Origin of the sequence: uncultured Marivirga sp. (genome assembly GCF_963974845.1) — a bacterium.
Lineage (GTDB): Bacteria > Bacteroidota > Bacteroidia > Cytophagales > Cyclobacteriaceae > Marivirga > Marivirga harenae.
Genome location: NZ_CAXBEQ010000005.1, coordinates 128,228 through 152,799, shown reverse-complemented (window position 1 = coordinate 152,799; position 24,572 = coordinate 128,228). Strand labels below are relative to the sequence as shown.

General features: G+C 36.2%; 20 protein-coding genes and 1 tRNA gene. 14 read left to right on the top strand and 7 right to left on the bottom strand.

All coding sequences use genetic code 11. The features are described 5' to 3' along the window. Positions 1-64: 64 nt before the first annotated feature. Entirely contained in the window at positions 65-1,471 is a 1,407-nt protein-coding gene (locus AAC601_RS12545; RefSeq protein ID WP_303269292.1) for an alpha-amylase, read from the bottom strand. Positions 1,472-1,705: 234 nt separating this feature from the next. On the opposite strand from AAC601_RS12545, the gene AAC601_RS12540 reads away from it, so the two are divergent. From AAC601_RS12540 to AAC601_RS12530, 3 genes are read left to right on the top strand one after another with little or no spacing between them, the layout of a single operon-like run. Next, complete coding sequence (locus AAC601_RS12540) at positions 1,706-2,203, top strand: hypothetical protein (RefSeq protein WP_303269291.1); 498 nt, start codon at positions 1,706-1,708, stop codon at positions 2,201-2,203. Further along, the gene (locus tag AAC601_RS12535) at positions 2,200-2,769 is read left to right on the top strand and encodes a pyridoxamine 5'-phosphate oxidase family protein (protein WP_303269290.1); all 570 of its coding nucleotides are present in this window, start codon (positions 2,200-2,202) and stop codon (positions 2,767-2,769) included. The genes AAC601_RS12540 and AAC601_RS12535 overlap by 4 nt, the downstream gene beginning before the upstream one ends. Positions 2,770-2,780: 11 nt before the next feature. Next, complete coding sequence (locus tag AAC601_RS12530) at positions 2,781-3,269, top strand: DUF427 domain-containing protein (protein WP_303269288.1); 489 nt, start codon at positions 2,781-2,783, stop codon at positions 3,267-3,269. Position 3,270: 1 nt separating this feature from the next. Here the strand turns inward: AAC601_RS12530 and arfB are convergent, their stop codons facing one another. Further along, the gene (gene arfB, locus AAC601_RS12525; protein WP_340153471.1) at positions 3,271-3,690 is read right to left on the bottom strand and encodes an alternative ribosome rescue aminoacyl-tRNA hydrolase ArfB; all 420 of its coding nucleotides are present in this window, start codon (positions 3,688-3,690) and stop codon (positions 3,271-3,273) included. A 197-nt stretch (positions 3,691-3,887) separates the two neighbouring features. Between arfB and AAC601_RS12520 the strand changes: the two genes are divergently transcribed. The 6 genes from AAC601_RS12520 to AAC601_RS12495 all read left to right on the top strand — a co-directional run bounded on the left by AAC601_RS12520 (position 3,888) and on the right by AAC601_RS12495 (position 10,505). Further along, positions 3,888-5,222, top strand: coding sequence for a HAMP domain-containing sensor histidine kinase (locus AAC601_RS12520; protein WP_340153470.1), 1,335 nt, complete (start codon positions 3,888-3,890; stop codon positions 5,220-5,222). 86 nt (positions 5,223-5,308) lie between these two features. Continuing rightward, positions 5,309-5,617: a helix-turn-helix transcriptional regulator gene (locus tag AAC601_RS12515; protein WP_303269285.1), complete on the top strand. Its 309-nt coding sequence runs from the start codon at positions 5,309-5,311 to the stop codon at positions 5,615-5,617. A gap of 77 nt (positions 5,618-5,694) precedes the next feature. Beyond that, positions 5,695-6,879 carry a hypothetical protein gene (locus AAC601_RS12510; RefSeq protein ID WP_303269283.1) on the top strand — a complete coding sequence of 395 codons (1,185 nt, stop codon included), beginning with the start codon at positions 5,695-5,697 and terminating at the stop codon, positions 6,877-6,879. Beyond that, complete coding sequence (locus tag AAC601_RS12505) at positions 6,879-8,054, top strand: ChbG/HpnK family deacetylase (RefSeq protein WP_340153469.1); 1,176 nt, start codon at positions 6,879-6,881, stop codon at positions 8,052-8,054. The genes AAC601_RS12510 and AAC601_RS12505 overlap by 1 nt, the downstream gene beginning before the upstream one ends. A 10-nt stretch (positions 8,055-8,064) precedes the next feature. Then, positions 8,065-9,915, top strand: a complete 1,851-nt coding sequence (locus AAC601_RS12500) for a hypothetical protein (RefSeq protein ID WP_340153468.1) — start codon at positions 8,065-8,067, stop codon at positions 9,913-9,915. A gap of 122 nt (positions 9,916-10,037) precedes the next feature. After that, complete coding sequence (locus AAC601_RS12495; protein WP_303269280.1) at positions 10,038-10,505, top strand: nucleoside triphosphate pyrophosphohydrolase family protein; 468 nt, start codon at positions 10,038-10,040, stop codon at positions 10,503-10,505. Between the two features lie 55 nt (positions 10,506-10,560). On the opposite strand, the gene AAC601_RS12490 is transcribed toward AAC601_RS12495, so the two are convergent. Then, complete coding sequence (locus AAC601_RS12490; protein WP_340153467.1) at positions 10,561-11,793, bottom strand: glycosyltransferase; 1,233 nt, start codon at positions 11,791-11,793, stop codon at positions 10,561-10,563. Then, on the bottom strand, positions 11,794-12,435 hold the full coding sequence (pdxH, locus tag AAC601_RS12485; protein ID WP_340153466.1) for a pyridoxamine 5'-phosphate oxidase: 642 nt from the start codon (positions 12,433-12,435) through the stop codon (positions 11,794-11,796). It abuts the gene before it with no gap. Positions 12,436-12,544: 109 nt separating this feature from the next. Here pdxH and AAC601_RS12480 point away from each other — a divergent pair, with 109 nt between their 5' ends. The 5 genes from AAC601_RS12480 (at position 12,545) to AAC601_RS12460 (ending at position 17,281) form a co-directional block, all read left to right on the top strand. Next, entirely contained in the window at positions 12,545-13,129 is a 585-nt protein-coding gene (locus AAC601_RS12480) for a tRNA-(ms[2]io[6]A)-hydroxylase (RefSeq protein ID WP_303269277.1), read from the top strand. Position 13,130: 1 nt separating this feature from the next. Continuing rightward, entirely contained in the window at positions 13,131-13,709 is a 579-nt protein-coding gene (locus AAC601_RS12475; protein WP_340153465.1) for a YqgE/AlgH family protein, read from the top strand. A 66-nt stretch (positions 13,710-13,775) separates the two neighbouring features. Beyond that, on the top strand, positions 13,776-15,818 hold the full coding sequence (locus tag AAC601_RS12470; protein ID WP_340153464.1) for a DUF349 domain-containing protein: 2,043 nt from the start codon (positions 13,776-13,778) through the stop codon (positions 15,816-15,818). Between the two features lie 134 nt (positions 15,819-15,952). Then, a tRNA-Thr gene (locus AAC601_RS12465) sits at positions 15,953-16,025 on the top strand. Between the two features lie 419 nt (positions 16,026-16,444). Continuing rightward, entirely contained in the window at positions 16,445-17,281 is an 837-nt protein-coding gene (locus AAC601_RS12460; RefSeq protein WP_303269273.1) for a M57 family metalloprotease, read from the top strand. Between the two features lie 185 nt (positions 17,282-17,466). Here the strand turns inward: AAC601_RS12460 and AAC601_RS12455 are convergent, their stop codons facing one another. The 3 genes from AAC601_RS12455 to AAC601_RS12445 form a co-directional block, all read right to left on the bottom strand. Beyond that, positions 17,467-19,422: a DUF3352 domain-containing protein gene (locus AAC601_RS12455; protein WP_340153463.1), complete on the bottom strand. Its 1,956-nt coding sequence runs from the start codon at positions 19,420-19,422 to the stop codon at positions 17,467-17,469. Between the two features lie 119 nt (positions 19,423-19,541). Next, positions 19,542-22,667 carry a DNA polymerase III subunit alpha gene (gene dnaE, locus AAC601_RS12450; protein WP_340153462.1) on the bottom strand — a complete coding sequence of 1,042 codons (3,126 nt, stop codon included), beginning with the start codon at positions 22,665-22,667 and terminating at the stop codon, positions 19,542-19,544. Positions 22,668-23,379: 712 nt separating this feature from the next. Next, a complete protein-coding gene (locus AAC601_RS12445; protein ID WP_303269270.1) occupies positions 23,380-24,519 on the bottom strand; it encodes a DNA polymerase IV in 1,140 nt (379 codons plus the stop codon). Between the last annotated feature and the right edge of the window lie 53 nt (positions 24,520-24,572).

The window sequence follows — 24,572 nt, the reverse complement described above, 5'->3', positions numbered from 1 at the left end:
GAGAGCTGAAATGAAAAAAGCCACCCAATTCACTTTGGATGACTTTCTAACAGCTAAAATAAAATTATTTCAAAGACCAAACTGTATAACTATTTGGCGGACATTGAATTTTTACCCATTGGTCATTTTGTGTAGTTGGCTCCCAATTGGAATTCCCTGTATAATCTTTGATGACAGCATTACCCCAGTTAGTCGGCACCCAACGCTCAAGCCACTGATTGGAATCATTTAGATAAACCACAATACCAGGATTACCATTTCTTCTGGCAACATACTCATCATTATCAGCATATAAAATATTAGTTCCGCCAGTCGCTAAATTTCTATGAATCCACATTAAGTTATCCAATTTGTTTTGATCTAGCCATTCCTCATAATCTTGATAGAAAAGAGTAGGATAACCTTCGTGGGTAAAGATATAGGCATATGCATGCATTTTATCCCAGATCTCATCTGTATCATGATTGGTTACGAATGTCACCGCTTTCGCAGCATCCCTTTTCCAAAGCATATCGCCTTGTAATTTTGTTAAATCATTTCCATCAAAAGCTTCATCCATTCTATAGTAGCATGCAAAATCGAATGCGGAAGAGGTTCTATTGGTACTGTTGACCCAATCTTGAAGCAGTTGTGCATTGCCATCCCAATATTCACCTACGGCAAAACCGCCTACGTTATTCATCCATTCACGGACTACCCAGCCTCCAAAACCTTTTACATAGTCAAATCTCCAACCATCGAAACCTAATTCGTCTCTGTAATATTTTCCTACTCCATCGCTTCTATTCCATAGCCAATCTTGTACATATGTGTTAGAGTGACTTAAATCTGGAAAGCCACCGAAGACACCTTCATCACTTCCTACAATAGCATTGGGATGAAAATCACTTGCAGATCTATAGAATTTACCGGAAGCTGGATTGAAATCTGTATAAGTATCTGTTCCAGTATATGGATTGGATTCTAAATCACCTCCGCTATTGTGGTTTAGGACTATATCGGCATAGACATCAATATCAAATTGATGTGCAGTATTGATTAAACTCTCCAATTCAGATCGAGATCCAAAACGAGTTTCCACAGAACCTTGTTGATTATAATCACCGAAGTCGAAGTAATCAAAAGGATCATATCCCATCGAATATCCGCCATTCATAGCTTTTGAAACAGGAGGGAGCCAAATGGCACTGACACCTGCTGCATCCCAATCTGCGATTTTACTTTCAATGGTTTGATACCAAGTTCCGCCTGCTGGCACATCCCAGTAGAAAGCCTGCATAATGATGCCACCCCCAGGTCCAGGATTTCTTTGATTGCTATTGCCATCATTTCTGGTGACGTCTGAAAATGGATCGGTCGCTTTTTTGTTCGAGTGCTTTCGCTGCTCTTCAAGCTTATTTTCATCAGAGCAGGATGCAATTATTACCATCAGTAATAATGCAATAAATCGTTGTGCAATTAATCGTTTCATAAAATATATTATTTGGTTGAAAGCTTAATTACCTTATTTAAAATATAAAATAAAAGGATTTTACGAACAAAAATTCCGAAAACGATTGCGGTTTCGATTGCAATTGGGAAAGTGATTTTGAATTATATAGGGTTTAGTTTGACAGTCTTGATAATGGAAAAGTTATATTTTAGATATGCTATTCAAAAAATATCAACAATTGTGTCTTTCTAGAGTTATCAATAAAAATTTGTCATGGATATTGAAAAAACAACAAATATAAAGCCGAAGGGATTTAAAGCTCATCTTTTTACTAAGGAATATGAAAGTAAATATTCAGAAGAGCAGATTTGGAAATGGCTAAATAATCCAAACACTTTTATTAAATCACAAGTTTGGCCATTTAAGGTTGAATTCCTGAGAAGCGCAGACCAAGCTCATGATTTTGTTACGGGTGTTTTGAACAATCATCACGGGCCAGGTTTATCGCTGGCAGGAAAAATTGGAGAAATTACTCCGCATTACAGAGATCTTGAATACTTTTACGGTAGCTATGCGCTTTCATTTCGATTAGTAAGACCATTCCGACTTGAGTTTTGGACGGATGATAAAGGAGATAAGAGAATTGTTAGGGTTCAACTTAGCTGTTTTGTCCACAACGGATTCTTTAATATCTGGTCATGGAGCCAAAACATTTTTTGGAAGAGATTTGGAAAAAAAATGAATCAGGGGATAAAAAAGCTACTTAAATGAGTTTGATTAAGCCTGGAATCAATCTTGAGGAAATTAAGACGGTACTTGTACAGGTGCTCAATAGAGCAGGGAATGACAAGCACTCCGCCTTTCGCTTCCTCACTCTTAATACCGTAACAGATGGATTTCCCAATTCTAGATATGTGGTTTTAAGGAAATTTAAGACGGGAAGTAAAGAATTATATATTTATACAGACTACCGATCAAAAAAAATTAGTGAAATAACAGAAAACAATCTGGTAAGTGTTTTGGCTTATGATAAACAAAGAAGATTTCAGATTAAATTAAGAGCTAAGGCATATATTCACCATCAAGATGAAATTGCAGATGGCCACTGGAACTCCATGAATGGAGGAAAAGAATCCTACAATACGGAATTCAGACCTGGACTGAAAATGAATTCATTACAAAACGCCCTTCAAATGAAAGCAGATATTGATGATAAATATTTTGCTGTAATCAGACTGGAAGTTGCTCAGGCTGAAATCCTTCAATTGAATTCGGAAGGGCACATTAGAGCACAATTCGATTTTGAAGCTGATAAAGCCTCCTTTTTAGTACCTTAATTAACATCAAAATGAAAAAGATTAAACCCAAGGTAGGTCAGGAATCAGTTTGGGATTATCCACGACCACCAGTAGTAGAAGCAGTAACACAGCATTTAAGAATTGTATTTAATCAGGAAGTGATAGCAGATACAAATCAATCCTATAGAGTCTTGGAAACCAGCCATCCACCTACCTACTATTTACCTATCTCTTCATTCAAAAAAGAGACTCTAGTAGAGGGAGTATTTAGTACTGCTTGCGAATTTAAAGGAATTGCGTTTTACTACGACATTAGAAATAGGAACCGATTGGTATCAAATGCTGCTTGGGGATATCCAACACCGAAAGGTGTATTCAAAGTATTGCAGGGCCATATAGCAGTTTATGCTCATAAAATGGACGCTTGCTATGTAGGGAACGAAAAAGTTCAGGCTCAGGAAGGAGATTTCTATGGAGGATGGATTACATCCAAAATTGTGGGACCGTTTAAAGGAGCCAAAGGCACTTGGGGCTGGTAAACTATTCCTTCATTGGATTTTTACGCATTTTCTTTTTCTCACCTTGAATTTTTTTCTTTTGTAAGCGTTTTTTCTGAGAAGCCTTAGTTGGTTTCGTTTTCTTTCTGATTTTTGGTTTTACAAAGGCTTTGGACAAGGTTCTTTCCATTTTTTTGTAGGCCAATTCCTTATTTTTTATTTGTGAGGAGTGATTCTCCGCTGTTATTAGTAGATCGCCAGACTTACTTAGTTTATTGGTGAGCGCTTTACAGATTGTGTCTCTTTCAAAATCGGATAATATTTGCGATTCATTTACATTAAACCGTAATATTACCTTTGTCTCGACCTTATTTACATGCTGCCCCCCAGCGCCACCACTTCTAGCTGTGGAGACTGTAATTTCTTTCCTGATTTTACTGAATTTAAATTTTACGTGACTCATACTTTTTTTAATCGATAAAGTCATCCAGAAGTTCTTAGTTCAGCAGGAAGATTCTGAATCCATTACGACTTAAAGAAAGAATATAGCTATTGATCGAATCGTAAAAATGTTTAGACAGTTTTTAATTTATTGCTGATTAAATTCCACTAATTTGCTGAGTATTAAATTATGTTGTACGTACAAATGCTGTTAACTAGATGAAAATAGAGGGGCTAATAGAATTCTTTATAACAGAGGATAGAAAAGTAAATAAGGTCAGTCTTAGAAAAACCAGACTACTGATAAAAGCATCACTTTTGACAAGCCCGTTTTCTGGAAGCTATTTTTTACTAAGCCTATTATTTAATTTTGATATGGGTGTTAAGTTAATGGCATTTAATGTCATAGGCTTTTTACTCTTACCCTTTTTATTCAGAACTAGGCTTTCAGTTAATACAATAGGAAATTTGTATGTATTTGTTGGTGCCATTGCAGTTATTGTACTCGCTATTACGTCAGGAGGTATTAATTCCGCTATATATCCATGGATAATTTCCATTCCGGTTTTGGCGCTACTGGTGGTAAATAGGTCTTCTGCATTGATTTGGGGATCTGTTAGCTTCTTGATAATGGTAGGAATAGGGCTACTAGAAATATCAGGTTTTGAATTACCAAATCAATTTAACTCGCCTGATCGGGATTTATGGATAACCTTGGTCCAACCGGGATTGTTGCTCATCATTTTTGTTATAGCTTATATTTTCCAATCCACGCAAACCTCAGCCATTAATCAATTAGCTAATCAAAACAATACTTTGATGGAGCAAAAAAGGACAATTGCTACTCAAAAGGAAGAACTTGCCACCTTAATAGATCATAAAAACTATGTGATAAGAATTTTGGCACATGATGTCAGAAGTCCTCTGAAGAATATCCAAGGCTTAATAAAACTATTGGATATGGAAGAAGATGAGGAGCGTAAACAAGAAATAAAGAAGCTATTATTTCAAACTTCTAATAATGCTGAAAATTTAGTTAATAGAGTCTTGGAAATGGATAAATCTGAGCATGGTAATGACAAAGTTAATGTTTCTAGCTTTGATGTTTTTACTCTATTACATCAATTGGTAATGAATATGCAAGAATTAGCTAATAAGAAGGACATAAACATTGATCTAATTGTTGAAGCAAAGAAAACTGTAATAGAGGGTGATCAAACCTATATTCATCTAATTTTTGAAAATCTCTTGTCAAATGCAATTAAGTTTTCTGAGGGAGGGAAAAATATTGAAGTTGGTGTCTATAATGACGATAACCAATTGCTAATAAGTGTTGCGGATGAGGGGCCCGGTATCCATCCAGGTGAAAAGGATAAATTGTTTAAGCAGTTCTCAAAACTCAGTGCTCGGCCCACAGCAGGCGAAAGTTCTACTGGATTAGGCTTGTCCTTAGTGAAACGATATGTTGAATTAAGTAATGGAAAAGTATGGTATGAAAGAAATCCTAGTGGAAAAGGGGCTGTTTTTAAAGTTGAATTTCCTTTAGTAAATTAAAAATATACCAAAATATAGGTATTGATTATTTTATAGAATCTGTTTACTTTTAACAGCAATTAGTATTACAACCAAATTATTCCATCATGTCCTCCTATGAGCCAAAACCAACAAAAATACTTTTAGATAAATCTTATTCTCTCCATAAACTTAATCGGATCGTTAAACAAGAGGATTTTAAAGTTCAAAATCTTAAAAAGTTTAATTCTTTAACTACTCGGGAATTAGAGATTTTTGAATTAGTGGTAAACAATCATAATAATCCACAAATAGCCGATAAATTATGTATTAGTCGGAATACAGTTGAACAGCATCGAAAAAACATCAATAGAAAGCTTGAAACTCATAATATTACTGAAATTTATAATTATGCGTTAGCTTTTGATGTAGTGTAAAAATGACCAAGCTTGGGTATTGATATTGAGTGTTTTTAGGAGGAACTTGTAGTCATATTTATTCAAATTGAATTATTATGACAGGTCTTTTGATACTTGATATTTGCATTAGTTTAGTTTTTCTGTATTTATTGTACAGCTTGCTTGCCTCGATCATAGTAGAAACAATAGCCTCATTCTGTGGATTAAGAGCGAGAAATCTTAGTACTGGCATTAGAAATATTTTAAATGGAAGGCCCGATGAATATCCCCCTCCAAATAAGTTTCAATCATTTCTGCTTTCTATGAAAAATGCCTTTAAAGGTTTCTCTAATAAAAAGGAAGGTCTTCATAAACTTTTTTATCAGCAATCTACAATCAGAAATATGGGTAAAAATAGTTTCCACTCTTCTCCTTCCTATATCACGTCTCAGGCTTTCAGTGATGTATTAGTACAACTATTATCACATGGGCCAAATAAAAGTGCTACTGAAAATATTCATAATCTACTAGGTAGTGGTCATTCTTCCGATCTCGCTGAAATTGAAGCTAATTTGCAATACCTCACCCATGAATTAGGTGTTTTAAATGAATTGTATTCATCATATAACCACAAAGCTACGGGTAATGGTATGCATGCAGAAATAAAATACCTGATAGATCAACAAGAACGAAAGATTCGACAATGGAAAGTGGATCATCAACAGGTGACGGGTGAAAACCTGGTGAGGCTTTCTACAGATGCTCAAGGCTTTTTAAAAAATATTTGGGAAAATTCCTCTCATAGTATTGGGGACATGAAGAGTGAAATTGCTGGATGGTATGATGAATATATGGAAAGGATTTCTGGATGGTATAAAAAGAAAATGGGCTTGCTATTGTTTGTGATCGGGCTCTTAATTGCCATTGGATTTAATGTAAATAGCATTCGAATTGCACAGGATTTAAGCACAAATCAAGAAATGCTAAATTTTATTACCAACCAAGCGATAAAATATCATGAATCCCAGGATGGTCAAACCACGAGTTTTGATTATGAAAGCATCAAATCCGAAATAAGTCAATTGAACTATGGATTAGGCTTAGGTAATACCGATCGATGGGATGAAAATTGGTTTATCAGTTTAATTGGTTACTTAATAACTGCCTTTGCTATTTCATTGGGTGCTCCTTTTTGGTATGATCTACTCAATAAGATAGTGCGCCTTAGGACATCAATCAAACCTAAAACCGAGGGAAAGAATCTGTCAAATTCCACTTCTTCAAATAATGCAGTAGGCTAATGTATTCCCTTCTATCCAAACTTAAAACTAATGTCAGAGTTGGCAGGCCTACAAAGTCAGCTCCTTTGCATTCAACTATTGAAAAAGGTAGCACTCTACAAGTACGACATGCCATTAAAGGTCAAGCCCTGGAAGGAAATGATATATGGTATGTATTAGATAATGGTAATTTGGTATGGAGTGGTGGATTTCATGCTTCAAGTGAAATCCCTATGATTCGAACTAAGTATATTTTAGCTACTGCAGACGATTATGGTATTTATGATGAAATAGATACTGGTATAGAATATGCACTTAAAAATGGTTGGATCAATTCCGTGGCGGTTTTGGTAAATAAACATAAAGCTGGAAAATTAGATCGATTGTTTAGACTGCAAAATTTTCTCGAGCAGCATGGTTTAAAAAATAAGGTGCATGTAGGCTTGCACTTTACGATAGCATCTGGCAAGCCTTTAGCTACTAATTTAAATTCAATAGTCAATAATCATGGGTTTTTCAAAGCCTTTTGGTTGATTCATGACGGCTATCAAAGAAGTCCGTACCTAAAGGAGGTTAAGGATGAATTCCAAATGCAATTGGAGAAGTTTCAAAAAGTGTTCGGCAGGCCAGACCACATTTCTTCACATTTTGATGTCTTGAGTTATAATGAAGCTTTTTTGAACCTCAGCATGCAGCATGCAGATATATTACCAAGCGCGATTCGTTCACTAAATTATCTACCTTATGGCAAGCGTATAGGAATGGATTTCATTACAACGGCAGACATCATGTCAGCAAGTGAAACAGACAAATATATTAAACAATATGAATTTGCTAATCAGACAACCATCAATGTCCCGGATTCAAGTATAGTAGATCACTACGGCCCACCGGGTTTTATGCCTGTTTGGAACTATGATAGGCAAAAAAGTAAAAAGCAACATGATTTGTCTAAATGGATAGAACATTTCAATAATGATGACTCCCGAGTAGCGGAGATCGTTTTCCATTTAATACAACATGAGCCCGTGTCTCAGCGTGCTTTTGTTAGAAAATTTAGAGCTGAACAACAGGGATATCCTGGACTTAAGCCCAACTACTTTGATGGCAGGGTGGCTGAAATGATGTCATTGAAATCTAAAAGGCCGTGGGAAAAAAGTGAATATAATATTCAATTTAAGCCAAAGAACAATTAATAGAACTATTATGAGCGAGCAAAAAACTTTTCATTTGGGATTTACAATGGCAGGAGCTGTTTCAGGTGGGTGTTATACCGCTGGGGTAATGGATTACATATTCGAAGTCCTGGATAAATGGGAAAAAGCGAAAAAAGGGGAACTAGAAACTGTTAATAGTGAAGAGGTTCCTAAACATAATGTTGTTATTGAAGTAATGGGTGGAACTTCAGCGGGCGGGATGGCGACAATCATGACCGCTTTATATGGTTTAAGGAATACAATTAATCCTGTAACTGATGAACATGTAAATAATGCAAGAGGTATCAAGAATAATATACTTTATGATAGTTGGGTGAGTATGTTAGATGACAACAAATTGAAGACTTTAGACATTGCTTTATCTACCAACGACTTAAAAGGCGGTAAAGTATCCTCTCTGCTAAATTCTCAATTTATAGATCAACTAGCGAATCGTGCCATCAGCATGCCCTCAGTAGTTACAGATTCTTCCAGACCAAACTATTTAGCTCCTGATTTGGAAATGATCATTTCTCATACAATGAATCGAGGAGTACCATTAAAAGTAAAATTTCCCAATAACACTAATGATGCTGGACTCCAAGATGCCCCTTATCATACTTCCTTTGAACACTTTATGGTTTCTCATTTTAAATTGCCTGATGGTAGCTTTCAAGATAATAAGGAGTATTTTACATTAGATATTGATACTCAAAATACAATCAATAGGTTAAAAAAGACAGCCAAAGCTACAGGTGCTTTCCCGATAGGTTTGCAATACCGTGAATTCAATAATCAAGACTTTAGTGCAGCATATTTAAAGAATGCCGTAACAAGAATCATATCTAGAAAATTTGGTGAAAGTAATCCCCAAATTGAAAATAGCGATATCGACTGGGATCAGAAAACCTTAAATCAATATCATACAACATCAGTTGATGGTGGGGCTATCAATAATGAGCCATATGGAGAAGTGCTTGAAATTCTTCGACATAGAACTAAAGATAATGTGAATGAAGATTTTGTTTGGTCAAAGGAGGAAAATTCGGACGATCCTGTTTCACGACATGAATACCAAAAAGCAGGTGTGGTAATGATCGACCCATTTCCAGACACTATCTCACCAGATGACGAATACGAGCATCCAGAGAATTTAGTAGACGTAGGCTCATCCATAATCGGAACCTTATGGGATCAATCTAAAATAAAACGCAAGGAAATGGTGGAGCAGTTCTCCAATAAAGCTTATATGGGCACTATTTTTCCTGTAAAGCATAAAGTGGAAAATAATAAAAGTTTGGGTTCCTATAAATATCCTTTATGTTCTGCATCATTGGGCGCATTTGGCGGCTTTCTAGATATTAAATTCCGCCACCACGATTTTTATTTAGGTCGGAATAATGCTCGCAATTTCCTAAGAGCATTTTTGAGTGTACCTTATGAGAAGGGTAAAAAGGTTCATCCAATTCACAGGGGTTGGACAAAAAAAATGATCGATAGATTTCTGATCACTATTGATAATAAAACCTATTTACCTATAATTCCTGATATCAATATGATATTAGATGACGAAGTGAGCAATTCTGAAATTTACAAGTATTCAGTGCCCAAATTTCCTAAGCTGACAATGAATGATATTTCAAATGCCTATTACAAACAGATCAAAGGCCGTATTAAAGCAGTTCTGCAAATTTTGAGATTGGGTATCTCTGGTGGCAATGCAGTTCTTAGATTTGTTTTATTATTAGCACCTGTGCGTTATTTCTCTAGGAAAATGGCAAAAAAAATACTGTCAATTATTGAAAATGACCTTGAAAGTAAAGGTTTTTTAGAAGGAAGTAAAAACAAATTAAATAAGTAGTTGATTTTCTTGGCTTTTGGATTATGTAATTATTTTGAAAAGATCATTTAGTGACTTATTGTTGTTTATATTATTTATTTTGCACTATTTATTATTTCATGACATATAATTAATAAACAATAATGAAAGAAGCAGAAGCACTTAATTCCGTATCCAAATTCCATAAAACATTTAATCATCCAATATTATCAGAGCCTCAAATTCCTTCTAAAAACAGAGCTGAGTTGCGACTGAATTTGCTTAGAGAAGAACTCCAAGAGCTAGAAGAAGCTGTTAAAAATCAAGATTTGGTTGAAGCAGCAGATGCTCTGTGTGATCTGCAATATGTCTTGGCAGGAGCCATTTTAGAATTCGGAATGGGAGAGCGGTTTGCCTCACTATTTGAGGAAGTCCAAAGATCTAATATGAGCAAAGTTTGTCGCTCTGAAGAAGAGGCTCAAGCGACTGTCAATCATTATATCTCACAAAATCAGGATGCTTACTATGAAAGAAAGGAGGACTTTTTCTTGGTTTATAGAAAGTCAGACAATAAAACTTTAAAGTCGATCAATTATTCAGAGGTAGATTTGAAGAGTATTTTGAATCAATGAGGGCTAGGTCTTTGCAGGACTGATTGATATAAATTAACGTTTTCTTTCTATCATACTATTGTTTGAAGCCGGTGCATTCTTTATCTAAATTTCTGTACCTTTCAAGTAATTCTAAGGCTGATAATTCCGTTTGATGTATAATGCCAATTTCTTTTAATAACTGATTAGCATCTAAAATAAGTGGTTTTTCAGGAAAATAATTGTCTCTTAGAAAATGAACCAATTTCAACATTTTAAAGCCATTAAACCATTCAAAAAATCGTTCTTTGAAATGATTCGCATTTTTGGATTGCGATTGTATTTTTTCTAATTCTGAAAGAAAGTTATTTTCCCTTAGAAATTTGATCACGGTATTGGGGAGATTTTCGGTGGTTTCTCGTTCAATTTCTTCCAAAAACGATTTTATCACGCTAAAACTACCAAAATCATAGCTCAATTCTAAGTCTTTGGTTTGATCTTGGTGTTCCTTCATGGCTCTTCCAGTTCCAAATGGCACTCGATCCGATATTCTTGCTGAAGGAATCACTTTGGTTGTGGAGATATTATGAAAATCTCCTAATGGAATAATTTTATGCAAAAAATAGAAATCCTCTCCGGCTTTTCTTTGGTTCATTCCACCTTGCTTTTGATAGACAGTGGATCTAACGGCCATGCTGGAGCCAATGGTATGAAAGGCAAAAGGATAGCCTGTATATTTCAATGCTTGGATATAATACCTTAAGTGCAATTCGTAGAGAACAATCGCATCATTTAATTTCCCATTCTCCAAATATAAGGGATGTTCATAATGAATAGAGGCCCCGTTGCAATTTGAATATTCCAAGAAATGCTTTTCAACTTCCCTTAAATAATTTGGAGTACATTGGCTGTCTGCATCAAAGCATAGAATAACCCCATCCTGATTGATTGAATTTAGTCGGAAAGCCGCCTCATCCATTCCAATTTTTCTGGCTAGACCAACTCCGGCTTTTTTAGAAGGGAGATCATAGGCCTTGATAATGTGAAAAGTAAGTTCGCTATTATGATTTTTTACGAACTCCTCAATCTGAACAACGCTGCGCAGACTTTTTTCTTTTTCTTGTGGCTTTGAATTTTCAGGGTGGTTAATAACGAAAATAATTTCCACCGGAAACTGAGTTTTTTCACATTCAATTAAAGCCCCCAAGGTTGGCAAAAGATCATTTTCTTTGTAAACCGGGATTACTACACAAATAAAAGTTTCTTCTTTTATCGGTTGAACTACAAACCTTTTATGATAGGCATATCGCTGAAAATATAAATCTGACATTTAGGGCGCTAATCTATCAATCTTCCAATTCCTAGAATCAGAGATGGTATATCGAATCCTATCATGCAATCTACTTGGTCTTCCTTGCCAAAATTCTATCATATTTGGTTTCACACGGTATCCACCCCAATGTGAGGGTCTTTCAACCACTTTATCTTGGAATTTAAGTTCAACTTTTTTTAATCTACTGTCCAATACTTCTCTCGTTTCAATTACTTCACTTTGCGGAGAAACCCAGGCTCCAATTTGACTTCCTCGCGGACGGCTATTAAAGTAATCGTCACTTGTAGCTACATCGACCTTTTGGACCATGCCATCAATTCTAACTTGTCTTTCCAATTCTGGCCAGAAAAAATTCAATGAAACATTTGGATTTTGGTCCATTTGAAATCCCTTGGAGCTCTTGTAGTTAGTGTAAAATACAAACTCCTCATTTTCCACGCCTTTTAGCAGCACAATCCGAGAAGCGGGTTTGTTACCATCGATAGTTGATAGTGTCATAGCATTTGGCTCCATTATTTCGGCTTTTAGAGCCATATCGAACCAACTTAAAAACTGACTGACAGGATTTGGGTCCACTTCGGATGCGCTTAAACTGAGTGCAGTATATTCTTTTCGGATATCAGCTATGGATTGCTTCATTTTTTTTGAGATTTCTCTTTAAATTATTAGTGGCTTAATGAATTTAAAATTATTATTGTTTCAAATTGTTTCCAATTATTGGAGGATAAATAGTAAAATTATTTTCTAAATGAAGTTAAGGATTGATTTAAAAGTTGATAGTAGTCAGGAATGGATTGATACTGTAATGAATGACTTTGATAGCTTTTTGCAAGATCATGCAAATTGCGAACGAAAAGCTTCAGGCATGGCTATGAGTTTTGTTGCTAAATTTCCAGATAGGTTGGAGATAATTCCCGAACTGATTGATACTGCTGTTGAAGAATTAGAACATTTTAGAGATGTTTATGCTATTATGCAATCTAAAGGCATTCAATTACCTCATAAAATAGAAAAAGATTATTATGTGGATGATTTGATTAAAACTTGTCGGTCTGGTAGAGAAGAGAGATTTATGGACAGGTTACTGCTGGCCTCCTTGGTCGAAACAAGAGGAGCAGAACGATTTAGAATGGTTTATGAGGCATTACCAGAAAGTGACTTAAAGAAGTTTTATCATAGATTGTGGGCATCTGAAGCTAAGCATGGAGAAATTTTTGTCGATATGGCGCTTCATTATTTTGATAAAGAAGAAGTATATAATAGATTAGATGCTATGAGCGTAGCGGAAGCTGATATTCTTAATGCCTTACCATTAAAAGCTGCACTTCATTAAAATGGAGTTTTTTGAATTTAAAAATATCGAACAACCACAAAAAGGAGATTTATTGCTCTCGGAACCTTTTTTGCCAGACAATAACTTTGATAGAACTGTAATTCTCCTTTGTGAACATAACGAAGAAGGGTCTTTTGGTTTTGTTCTCAATAAATTATCCATTTTAAAGGTAGATGAGGTCTTACAAGAAATTGGCAACTTTGAAGCAGATTTGTATGTAGGCGGACCAGTTCAACAAAATACACTTCATTTTATTCACAATATTGAAGAATTGAAAGCAGGAGGTCAAAAAATTTGTGATGGCTTATATTGGGGAGGGGATTTTAGCGTGTTGCAGAATTTAATGCAAAAAGGAGAACTTAATCATGAAAAGTCTAGATTTTTTGTTGGCTACAGCGGCTGGTCAGAAAACCAATTGCAAGAAGAAATAGATCATAATAGTTGGATAATAGCAAGAGGAGTTCATCCATCCTATATTTTTAGTAGCCCACCTGAAACACTCTGGAAAAGCATTTTGGAGAAAATGGGAGGCAGATTTAAGATTTATGCTAATTACCCATCCGATCCCAATCTTAATTGATTGAAACTTTTCACAATTTTTAATTAATATTGTACCTTATAATATATTACAGAAAGTTAAACTATTATGATAGACGAAAAAGGTACTTCTGAAAATCCAAAAGAGAATAATTCGGAATTGGGTCAAGAGAAGGAGCATGTGGAAGCCACATCAGAGAATAAGTTAGAAGATTCTGCTCAAGTAGAAAAGGGGCATGATATAGAAAGTGAAATTCCTGCAGAAGAAAATCAATTAAAAGAAGAAGCCAGTTCTGAAGCTGATCAAAAGAAGGACGGAAATTCTGCTGAGGGATCAGAAAAGAATGAACTGCAAGCAGAAGTTCAGGATCAGAAAGACAATTCTGAGTCTACTGAGGATGAAAAGCAAGAAGAGGATGATGATGAACACGATGATCATGAAGAGCTGCCTGACTATTCTGAATTTAATAAAGAACAATTGGTGGAAGCCATCAAAGAAGTTTCTAAAAGTGATAACTTCAAAAAGGCGGATCGCATTATCAATGAAATAAAGCCGATATTCGATGAAATTTATGAAGCGGAAAGAAAAGAAGCCCTTGATAAATTTCTAGCAGATGGGGGAGAAGAAGGTGATTTTGCAATGAAGCATGATGAACTGAACGATCGATTTGAAGCCAATTACCAATTATATAGAGATAGAAGAAAAAAACACTTTAGGGAACTTGAAAATCAAAAAGACGAGAACCTAAAAACTAAACAAGAAATTCTAGACCGATTACGTGAGCTTGTTGATGGGGAAGAAACCATTACTAGTTTGAATGTGATCAAGGATCTTCAAAAGGAATGGAAATCAGTTGGACCAGTTCCAGGTAATCAATCTAAAACCCTTTGGGCGAACTATAATGCCCTTTTAGATCGATACTATGATCAAAGAAGCATCCTTTTTGAATTAAAGGAACTAGACAGGAAGAAGAATCTTCAAGCTAAAGTGGAGCTTTGTGTGAAAGCAGAGGAATTAGCGCAATCCGAAGATGTCCCTTATGCGATTAAGCATTTGAACGATTTGCACGAAGAATATAAGCATATTGGTCCTGTTCCTAAGGAAGAACAAGAGCCACTTTGGCAAAGGTTTAAAGCCGCTTCAGATGCTATTTACGAAAAGCGAAAAGAATTTGTAAAGAATCTAAAAGAGATTCAAACCGAAAATCTTGAGAAAAAAGAGGTGATAATTGAAAAATTGAAGCCCTATCTTGATTTCAATTCTGATAGAATTAAAGAATGGAATGCCAAGACGAAGGAGATTCTAGCTATTCAAAAAGAATGGGAGGCCACTGGACAAGTTCCTAAGGAAAATGCAAAGGAAATTAATAAAAGCTTCTGGGGTAATTTCAAACAGTTTTTTGCTAACAAACATGAGTTCTTTAAGCGTTTGGATAGCATGCGCGAAGAGAACTTGAAGAAAAAGCAGGAATTTGTTGAAAAGGCGAAAGAACTATCCGAAAGCACCGAGTGGAATAAAACGGCAGATCAATTAAAAGGATTACAAAGGCAGTGGAAGGATGTAGGGCCAGTTCCTGAGAAGTTTAGAGAAAGTATATATAAAGAATTTAAATCTGCTTGTGATAAGTTTTTTGAAAACAAAAGAGCTGGTTCTAAAGATGCTCAGAAAGAGTTTGAGGCAAATCTGAAAGCAAAGGAAGATATCATCTCGCAAATAAATCAATTAGAGCCTGGCGACTTAGATCAACTGGAAGCGTACGAACAGGCTTACGGTAAGATTGGATTCGTCCCTAAAGAAGCTATTCAGAAGGTAAAAGAAGATTTCTCCACTGCAGTACAAAACTTTATTGATAAATCAGAAGATGTGTTATCTGACGAGCAGAGGGAGAAGGTGAAATTGATGGCTCAGATTACCAAAATTATGTCTGGTCCAAATTCTGATCGTAAATTGAATCAAAAAGAAAATTCCATCAGGAAAAAGATCGGTGACTTACAGAATGATATTGTAACCTGGAAAAATAATATGGAATTTTTTGCGTCTTCAAAAACAGCGGATAAAGTAAAACAGGAATTTGAAATTAAAATTGAAGAAGCCGAAAAGGAAATCTCCCTGTTAAAGAAGCAGTTACGTATAGTTCGTTCAATTGATTAAAAATTTCTTTAATATTTTTTAGTAAAGGGGTTTGGATTAATAAAAACAGCCTTTATATTTGCATCCGCATTCAGGGATAACAAAAGGTTAATAACTGATTGCAGCATTTAGAAAGTCTTTCTAAATGAACTAAAGCCTCCTTAGCTCAGCTGGTAGAGCAACTCACTTGTAATGAGTAGGTCGTTGGTTCGAGCCCGACAGGAGGCTCATTATCTAAAGCCATTCGCAGTTTTGCGAATGGCTTTTTTTGTGTCCTGATTTTTAATGTTGTCAAAGACAATTGCTCTGAATTATTTATCTTTTTATACACCCCAATAATTTTAACACCTAGGAATAGGTGGAGCTTCAGGTTTGAATCGAATAGGAAGTTGTCACAAACTAAGTAAAGTCATTTAATAGCTTTCAACTTCCTTGTAAGAGCCTTTTTCACCTACACAATTAACAAACTATACTTAATTAGTGTACAAAATAATAATGTGAGAAAGGTGTTAAAATAGAAATAAAGTGTGGTAATAATTAATTACATAAATATTAAAAGTTTCAAATATATATTTAAGCCAAATAATGTTTGTAAAAGCAAATAATTTTTGATAGGATTACATAACTTTTAATTAAAATCTTACAAAATGTTAAAAAAATCAAAATTACTTGCAACAGCGTTATTTGCATGCGCTACATTATTCATTTCTTGTCAGGAAGAGGAGACACTAACGGTAGATGAACTTTCCGTTGATCCTACTGTGATCCAACAATTAGAAGACTTAGGCTTCAATGTTTATGATCAGGCCCCTATGATATTTGAAGATGGTTATCTTGTGGAAGGCGATATTTACTTGACAGATAAAACCATCGCAGAAATGAAGAAGCCTAGCTTTTTGCCCAATGCTGAGCAGTATAGTACAGACAACTTGGTTTGCGGACCAAGAACAATTACTATGTATGCTGCAGAAGGAGGTAGAAAAGGTTATAGTTCTGCTATGATTGCCGGACTTGAAGAAGCTATTAACCGCTTTAATGCACAAAACCTGACCTTAACTTTTCAGAGGGTTTTTAACCAAAATCAAGCTGATATCGTGATGACAAGATTAAGTAAAAGAGATGAAAGAAGAGGTGTTTTAGGTTCTGCCGGATTTCCAACTTCATCTTGCGAACCTTTCGGTGAAATAAAAATGAGTGGTGTTTTAGAATCTTCTTATGGCTTAAGCACAGATGGCATTGCAACTATTATTGCACACGAAATGGGACATTGTATTGGTTTCCGTCATACTGATTATTTTGATAGGAGTATTAGCTGTGGTGGCTCTACTGCCAACGAAGGCAATGGTGGCGTTGGTGCTAACCACATTCCTGGCACACCAACAGGAGCCTCTTTAGCAGATGCTTCTTGGATGCTATCATGTACTGACGGCAGTAACAGACCGTTCAATGGAGATGATCAAGTAGCTTTAGATTATTTATATTAAATCCGTGTCCTATTTAAATGGTGTTGCGGTTTTATAGAAATAAAACAGTTAAATAGCATCAGGAATTTTCCTGATGCTATTTTCTTTTTGTAGGTCCTTATTGCTTCAAATGGTCATTCAGGAATCAGTCGCTTGAATTATCTTATGCTGTACAAATAATTTTTTGCTTACATTCAGGCCTTATTTTAAAATCTTTCCTTCCTAATCAGATTACCCTCTGCATCATAATAACGCCAGCTACCGGACTTCTCGTCATCTCTATATCTTCCTTTAATGATCATATTCCCCAAACTATCATACTGGAAATAGCGGCCATGCTTCAAGCCATCTTTTAGGGATACTTCAAATCTAATTTCCTTATTGTCGAAATATTCTATAAAAGTTTTACTATTGAGATCCTCAGGTAGGATTTCCTCAACAGCGATTATTTCTTCTTCTTCAGTCTTGCTTGTGTCAGCCACCTCCTCTTGCACAGTGCTACTTTCTTGAACCAAGGCTTTCCAATTGCTCATTTGTTCATGATTCAAATAATTCATTTGCATCTGATGCCTCATTAAATCTCCATCTGCTGTAAATTGCATGCCGATCATAGGAAAACTTTGAAAGTATGTGGTATGGGGTTTTAACTCCTGCCAAGATTCATTATCCAATAATTTTTTTGCATCCAGCACCAATTCCTCTGCACTGATATAAACAAACAGATTTGATTCATAAGCGAAATTCTCCATGAACAAAGCATACTCCTTCGTGTGATCAAGCGTGGTTTTTTCATTCACCGCAGTAATGATTTTACCAATCGTGCGTGGAGAATTACTAAATATTACATAATCATCCATAATTGTGTAATAAGGTTTATCAATCCCTTTGAATGCATTTCCAAACATTAACTTAAAAAAACCTTTTATGGACAGGAATTGGATGTCATAGCCTTTGTATTTAATTCCTTTAAACTTTACGGGAGTCTTCTTTTTGATCTGCTGAGCTATAAAATCGAGCCGTTCTTTGGTATCGTCTAAGTCTTTATGTTTGATAGCTACAGCTAATTCAACTTCATTTTGATTACTTTCAGAATTAAGCTGGATTAAAGAAATCTCATTATCAATCCAACTTAAGAAATCATCCTCAATTGAGATTTTAAGGTAGTCTTCAATCTTCGCCTTACTTTCTAAATATGACGGTCCGTCTTCAGCCGCTTTTAGGACTACTTCCATTTGAGTGTAAAAATCTTGCGCATTGTCAAAACCTAAACTCATGAAGTAAGAGGCATTTCCCGGCACTATAGTTCCAGCATTTACTTCTCCTTTACCAGATTTCATCAAAGCCGAAAGGAGATTAGACTTTTCATTGGTCAGGCTAGAATAGCCTTTTACCGAAAAAACATTTTCGGTAGCTTCTAATGACATACCACTATATTTTAGTGTTTTGAGAGTCTCAGTACTATTGGGTGACATCCAGATCGTTAAATAGTCTGCGAATGCTTCATAGTTAATGTACATATTGATGTCGTTTGAGCCTAATTCATTGCTTATGTCAACAAAATCAAGATCACGAATTATATCAGGTTTTTTGAGTTGATCTATTGATTGCTCAATGATAGTATGAGTGGATGAAACATTCAAAAGATTTTCATGAATGTAGAGATAATAGGTAGTTGGGGAGTCAGCAAAGCTAAATTCAATAATTTCCTGCTCATTGTAGTCTCTAGAATAAACATTTTCAATGTCTTCATCCAAGTCTTGAATGTAATTTTTAACAAAATTGAATTGTGTAGCGCGTTGTAAATCAATCACATAAAGGAAGTCGTAATCATCTGGCCTAGTTTTATGAATAGACATCACCATTGGCCGGTTCATCACCATTTCGTAGAGGCTCTTATTATTTTTCATATCAACAGTCAGGCTGTCCAGTTCCTGACCAATCTCTTTGAAATAGGGGTTGGTTTTTAAATAATTCCAAATCTGGTTGTCGGAGATTTCATTCCATTCTTCAAAAGGGTTTTCCAATTGAAAAATCATGCTGGCATCTTTCGGTACTGCCATTAAAGGATTATTCTTTTTGACTGGTTGAAGATGAAAAAAATAGACATAAGTTAAAGCTATAGCAAGGATAAAAATAATGACCGCTATGATGACTTTTTTCATGAGCTTATAGGTTTAAAAGCAGAAGTTCAAAAATAGGTAAAGATTTAAGCGATTGAAATTTAGTAAGGCCTTAATTGTAGAATTACATAAAATTTTCGGAAAACTTTATTAAATAATTACTACCTCCTGCCACCAATCGATAACTGGTTTTTAGTTTCTTTTTTCTCCTCATATTTACCTGACACCGGCTTTCTTCCATACAACTCATCCAATTCTTCCTGATTTGGGTAAGGAGACCTGGAAGTATAGCTATGAGCTACTCGCATATTATCCCAGATCTTAGTATCAGGACGCTTTTCATCGCTATAGCGTGGATCCGGGATCATTGGAAGCTTCTCCATCTTCTGAACTTCTACACTAGGGAAATCATGGTCGATGACAATCTTACCCAAAAGTAGATAGCAACCTAATCCGGTAAAAGGATGCTTTTTGAGAGAAACCGGAAAATGAACCGTATCGAAATAGCCACCATAAACATCAATCCAGGTACCGAAATTCATTTTTGTTTTACCATCTTTATTGGTAATGGGTACATCTTTTATGGAAATCAAATAGCCCACCATACGAACGGTTTTGTCTTCATTTTTAAAAAGTTCAGAGGCAAAAACAGCCCCTCGATAATTTGTTTTTAATAAGTTGAAGGGAGAAACAGAAACCGGATAGCCTAAGCCTTCCATTTCATCAAAAGCATCTTCATACATATCCCCCTCATCAATTTCGTAAGTATATTCCTTTGGTTTGATGTTGAACAGCTGCAATTCGGTTGTTTTTACAGGCTCATGAGCAAAAAAGCGTTTGGCTTCTATAATCAACTGCCCTTTGCTTCTGGAAATGCTTCTCAAAGCTCCGGCATATATCGCATAGCTAATGTCATCAAAATTCAAGTCGGCTCTTTCGAGTATGTCTGTGAGGCTTGAAAACGATCCCTTTTTTTCTCTTGCCTTGCAAATCCCTTCAATGCCCTTTTTAGAAAGATGCATGATCTGATCTAGCCCCAGGTGAATAGTTTTATCTTTCAAGCTGGCATTGGCGAAACTATAATTAATATCGGGCGCTTCTATATGAGCGCCTAACATCCGCGCTTCATTAATGTAGACTTCAGGCCGGTAAAAACCACCATTATTATTGATAACTGCAGTGATGAACTCCAAGGGATAATAAGCTTTTAGATACAAACTCTGATAGCTCTCTACCGCATAAGAGGCACTGTGACTTTTGCAAAAACTGTAGCCCGCAAAAGAAGCAATTTGGCGATATACTTCTTCCACCATCTCTTTAGGATACCCTATGGCTGCACAATTGCTGAAGAACTGGTTCTTCACCTTATCCATTTCTTGTTGAGAGCGTGACTTTCCGGACATGCCCCGTCTTAAAACATCCGCATCATTCAGATCAAGCTTCGCAAAATGATGCGCTATTTTAATAACATCCTCCTGATATACCATTACTCCATAAGTGTCTTTCAACTGCTCTTCAAATACCGGATGAAAATACTTGATCCTGGAGTGATCCCGATGCCGCTCTACATATTCTCTCATCATACCGCTTTGCGCTACTCCCGGCCGAATGATACTGCTGGCCGCCACCAGCGTTTCATAGCTATTGCATTTTAATCGCCTCAGCAAACCACGCATGGCCGGACTTTCAATATAAAAGCAGCCCAAGGTTTTACCCGTTCTCAGCAATTCATTGCACTTATCATCTTTTTTAAAGCTTTTAGTATCCGATATATTGATTTTAACACCTTTATTCTTCTCTGCAATGCTGACCGCTTCTTTTATGTGGCCCAAACCTCTCTGTGAAAGGATATCAATTTTTTCTAAGTGGAAATTTTCTGCCATGTACATATCGATCTCACAGGTAGGGACTCCTTTGGGATAAATATTCATGGCTGTATAATTCGCAATGGGCTCTTCGGTAATGTAAATACCGCAGGAATGCATGGAGAGCTGGTTAGGATAGCCCGCCAGCATTTTACCATAATGCTGAATACTTTTGACTAATTTGTCCTGTGGCTCATGATCGAATGACATACGCGAAAGCTGATCCAGTTCTTCTTTGGGTAGACCAAATACTTTTCCCAGTTCACGCACCGTAGAGCGATGCTTAAAGTCGGTTACTGTTCCGCAAAATCCGGTATGCTCCCGTCCAAACCTTTTGAAAATATAATCTATAATATCATCTCGATCCGTCCAGCTCCAGTCAATATCGAAATCGGGCGGACTTGATCTCTTATTATTTAAAAAGCGGGCAAAATAGAGGTTGAGCTCTATAGGATCTACCTCCGTAATTTTCAAGCAGTAAGCCACAATAGAGTTAGCTCCACTACCTCGGCCTACATGGAAATATCCTTTGCTTAGACTATGACGGATGATATCCCAGGTGGTGAGGAAATAACAGCCAAATTGCATTTTATGGATAATCTCCAGTTCATCATATAAGCGCTGTTTGGCTTGCTGATTAGTAGCAGCATAACGGTCTTTAAAGCCCTCTAACGCCAAGGTTTCCAGCAGAATCTTATCCTCATAATAGCTTGAGGTATAGCATTTTTTGTTTTTAGGAGATTTAAAATCAAAAGGGAAGCTACACTGATCAAATAAAAGCTCTGTATTCCGGATGATCTCAGGATAATGCTGATAAAGTGCTTTTAACTCCCGAATTGGAATCATGTATTCACCCGTGCCTGCCTGCTGTTGCTGAGTAAGATGGCTCAGGAGTATATTGTAATCAATGCATCGCAATAATTTATGTAAATTAAACTCCTGCTTGCTTGAAAAAGTAACAGGATAAAGACATACCAATTTGTTTGTTCGTTTTGCGAAAGATGGTTGATATCTTTTTAACTCTGAAGGCTTAATGCCAATGAATTCATGATTTTGGAGGATTTCCGGGACATTATGAGTAGGGTAGATGACAAAAACATTATGGAAATAAGGCGATTGAAAGGGGAGAGGCATTTCCGACAAATTTGTTTTGGTGAGTAACTCATTAATCTCCTTAAAACCCTCTAAATTTTTAGCAACAGCCACATACAACAACTTATCGTTCTTTCTTATTTCAACTCCTGCCAATGGTTTAATGCCGGCTTCCACACAATGCTTGGCAAAGTCTGTAACTCCGGTGGTGCTGTTTATATCCGTAAGTGCTAAACTTTCTACACCATTGAGTACGGCCTGCTGAACCAGGGCTTCCACCGAAAGTGTGCCGTAGCGCAATGAATAGAAAGAGTGACAATTTAAATACATAAAATTTTAACTTATAATTACTGTTATCCGATTAAATTATATTCTTAAAAGAACAGGCTTTTAAGCTCTGTTGGTGGTTTAATTTTTCACCCCTATAATCCCCTGAAGGGGATAGCCTCACTGATTGAAATCATCAGAATGCATTATGCTTTATTCTTATCTTTTATTTTTTTACAATTAGGTTTTAAAATCTACACATTATCTATTTACTATTTAAAGTTGATCAGGGCTGCTCCCCCCTTGAGGGGGGTGAAGGGGGGTGTCGTAGTGCCTAATCCCTGTTTACAATTCATTCTTTTATTTTCAGATAAAACCATTAGTCTCTATTTTAATTTCAAGCTAAAAAACACCCCTATAATCCCCTCAAGGGGATAGCTTCACGGATTTCGATTAGCTGGAAACTATACACATTGTCCTCATTGTTTTACTTTTTAGTAAAAGTAATTTAGACTCACATTTTCAAATTATACAGCAAAGTTGAATCAAGGCTGCTCTCCGCCAGCTGGCGGAGGGCGAAGGGGGGTGTCATAATTTTACCCCCCTAACAGACATCATCACAAATTCGATATTTCACATAATTCAATTTATTTCATTTCTCTATTTTAATTCCAAGCTAAAATACCCCTATAATCCCCTCAAGGGGATAGACTCACGGATTTCAGTTAGTAGAAAACAATTATTTATCACTGTTCTTTGATACACTACTTTATAATTATAGACTCAAGGCTCTGTGGACAATGGCTGGATTGTCATAGCGATTTTTCAGTTTATCCATCGCCTGATAAAGCTCAATAGTTTTTACATTATCCGTAAAAAGGTTGATCTGATGACTGCCCTGCACCAAATGAGAGAACTTTACACCTATCAGCCGAATCAGCATTCTTCTGTGATATAATTTTTTGAAAAGCTCAAAGGCTACATCCATAAGTATTTCATCATTAGCGCAATAAGGTATTTTCTTTTGCATGGTTTCCGTATCATGGTTGCTGTAGCGAATCCGTACGGAAACGCAGGCACACATTTGGTTGAGTTTGCGCAATTTGAATCCCAGAAATTCTATCAGCTTTAGTAGCGTTCCTTTCAATATTTTTAGATCCTGCGTATCCTGATCAAAAGTAAAATCTTTGCCGATTGATTTTTCAGAAGAATAGGGGACAACTGGTGTTGGGTCAATCCCATTGGCTTTCTTCCAGATGCCGATCCCTGTTTTCCCCAAAAGCTCATTCATGGCCTCGGGCGGTAAAGAACGGATGTGTTTGATGAATTTAATTCGAATTCTTCTGAGCAACTTAAACGTTTTACTGCCTACAGCCGGAAGTTGCCGGATAGAATGTGGATCTAAAAAAGGCTGCACATAATTATCCAATACTTCAAAGCCTCCGATAGGACGGGCATGGGAAGTGCAAATTTTAGCCACCGTCTTATTTACGCTAAGTCCGTACAGTAAAGGCAATCCCGTTTCTGATTTTATGGTGTTCACCAGCTCCTTCGTAAATTTAGAGGTGTTGTGAAATCGATCCATACCGGTCATATCTAAATAGAACTCATCTATGCCAGCCCTTTCATGCAAAGGCGTTCTTTCTGTCATAATTTCGTTCACGATGTCAGAATATTTAGTAAAAAGGTCAAAATCGCCTTTGAGCAATACCGCATCGGGACATCTTTGTAAAGCCACCCGAGTAGGCATACTTTTATGCACACCATACTTTTTAGCTTCAAAAGAGGCTGAGGCCACGATTCCACGGTTATTTAGTCCTCCGATGATGAGAGGTCTCCCCCTTAAATCAGGGAATTTCAGCAGCGTGCAATTGATGAAAAATGAATCTAAATCTATGTGGGCTATTTGTCGCATTAAAACTAATATATTTAGCAAAGTTAAATATAAATACTAAAATTATTAGCTAT

What these genes read in the sequence shown, in the direction of transcription:
- AAC601_RS12545 (WP_303269292.1), bottom strand. Translation starts at nt 1,471, where the DNA reads ATGAAACGATTAATTGCACAACGATTTATTGCATTATTACTGATGGTA.
- AAC601_RS12540 (WP_303269291.1), top strand. Translation starts at nt 1,706, where the DNA reads ATGGATATTGAAAAAACAACAAATATAAAGCCGAAGGGATTTAAAGCT.
- AAC601_RS12535 (WP_303269290.1), top strand. Translation starts at nt 2,200, where the DNA reads ATGAGTTTGATTAAGCCTGGAATCAATCTTGAGGAAATTAAGACGGTA.
- AAC601_RS12530 (WP_303269288.1), top strand. Translation starts at nt 2,781, where the DNA reads ATGAAAAAGATTAAACCCAAGGTAGGTCAGGAATCAGTTTGGGATTAT.
- arfB (WP_340153471.1), bottom strand. Translation starts at nt 3,690, where the DNA reads ATGAGTCACGTAAAATTTAAATTCAGTAAAATCAGGAAAGAAATTACA.
- AAC601_RS12520 (WP_340153470.1), top strand. Translation starts at nt 3,888, where the DNA reads ATGAAAATAGAGGGGCTAATAGAATTCTTTATAACAGAGGATAGAAAA.
- AAC601_RS12515 (WP_303269285.1), top strand. Translation starts at nt 5,309, where the DNA reads ATGTCCTCCTATGAGCCAAAACCAACAAAAATACTTTTAGATAAATCT.
- AAC601_RS12510 (WP_303269283.1), top strand. Translation starts at nt 5,695, where the DNA reads ATGACAGGTCTTTTGATACTTGATATTTGCATTAGTTTAGTTTTTCTG.
- AAC601_RS12505 (WP_340153469.1), top strand. Translation starts at nt 6,879, where the DNA reads ATGTATTCCCTTCTATCCAAACTTAAAACTAATGTCAGAGTTGGCAGG.
- AAC601_RS12500 (WP_340153468.1), top strand. Translation starts at nt 8,065, where the DNA reads ATGAGCGAGCAAAAAACTTTTCATTTGGGATTTACAATGGCAGGAGCT.
- AAC601_RS12495 (WP_303269280.1), top strand. Translation starts at nt 10,038, where the DNA reads ATGAAAGAAGCAGAAGCACTTAATTCCGTATCCAAATTCCATAAAACA.
- AAC601_RS12490 (WP_340153467.1), bottom strand. Translation starts at nt 11,793, where the DNA reads ATGTCAGATTTATATTTTCAGCGATATGCCTATCATAAAAGGTTTGTA.
- pdxH (WP_340153466.1), bottom strand. Translation starts at nt 12,435, where the DNA reads ATGAAGCAATCCATAGCTGATATCCGAAAAGAATATACTGCACTCAGT.
- AAC601_RS12480 (WP_303269277.1), top strand. Translation starts at nt 12,545, where the DNA reads ATGAAGTTAAGGATTGATTTAAAAGTTGATAGTAGTCAGGAATGGATT.
- AAC601_RS12475 (WP_340153465.1), top strand. Translation starts at nt 13,131, where the DNA reads ATGGAGTTTTTTGAATTTAAAAATATCGAACAACCACAAAAAGGAGAT.
- AAC601_RS12470 (WP_340153464.1), top strand. Translation starts at nt 13,776, where the DNA reads ATGATAGACGAAAAAGGTACTTCTGAAAATCCAAAAGAGAATAATTCG.
- AAC601_RS12460 (WP_303269273.1), top strand. Translation starts at nt 16,445, where the DNA reads ATGTTAAAAAAATCAAAATTACTTGCAACAGCGTTATTTGCATGCGCT.
- AAC601_RS12455 (WP_340153463.1), bottom strand. Translation starts at nt 19,422, where the DNA reads ATGAAAAAAGTCATCATAGCGGTCATTATTTTTATCCTTGCTATAGCT.
- dnaE (WP_340153462.1), bottom strand. Translation starts at nt 22,667, where the DNA reads ATGTATTTAAATTGTCACTCTTTCTATTCATTGCGCTACGGCACACTT.
- AAC601_RS12445 (WP_303269270.1), bottom strand. Translation starts at nt 24,519, where the DNA reads ATGCGACAAATAGCCCACATAGATTTAGATTCATTTTTCATCAATTGC.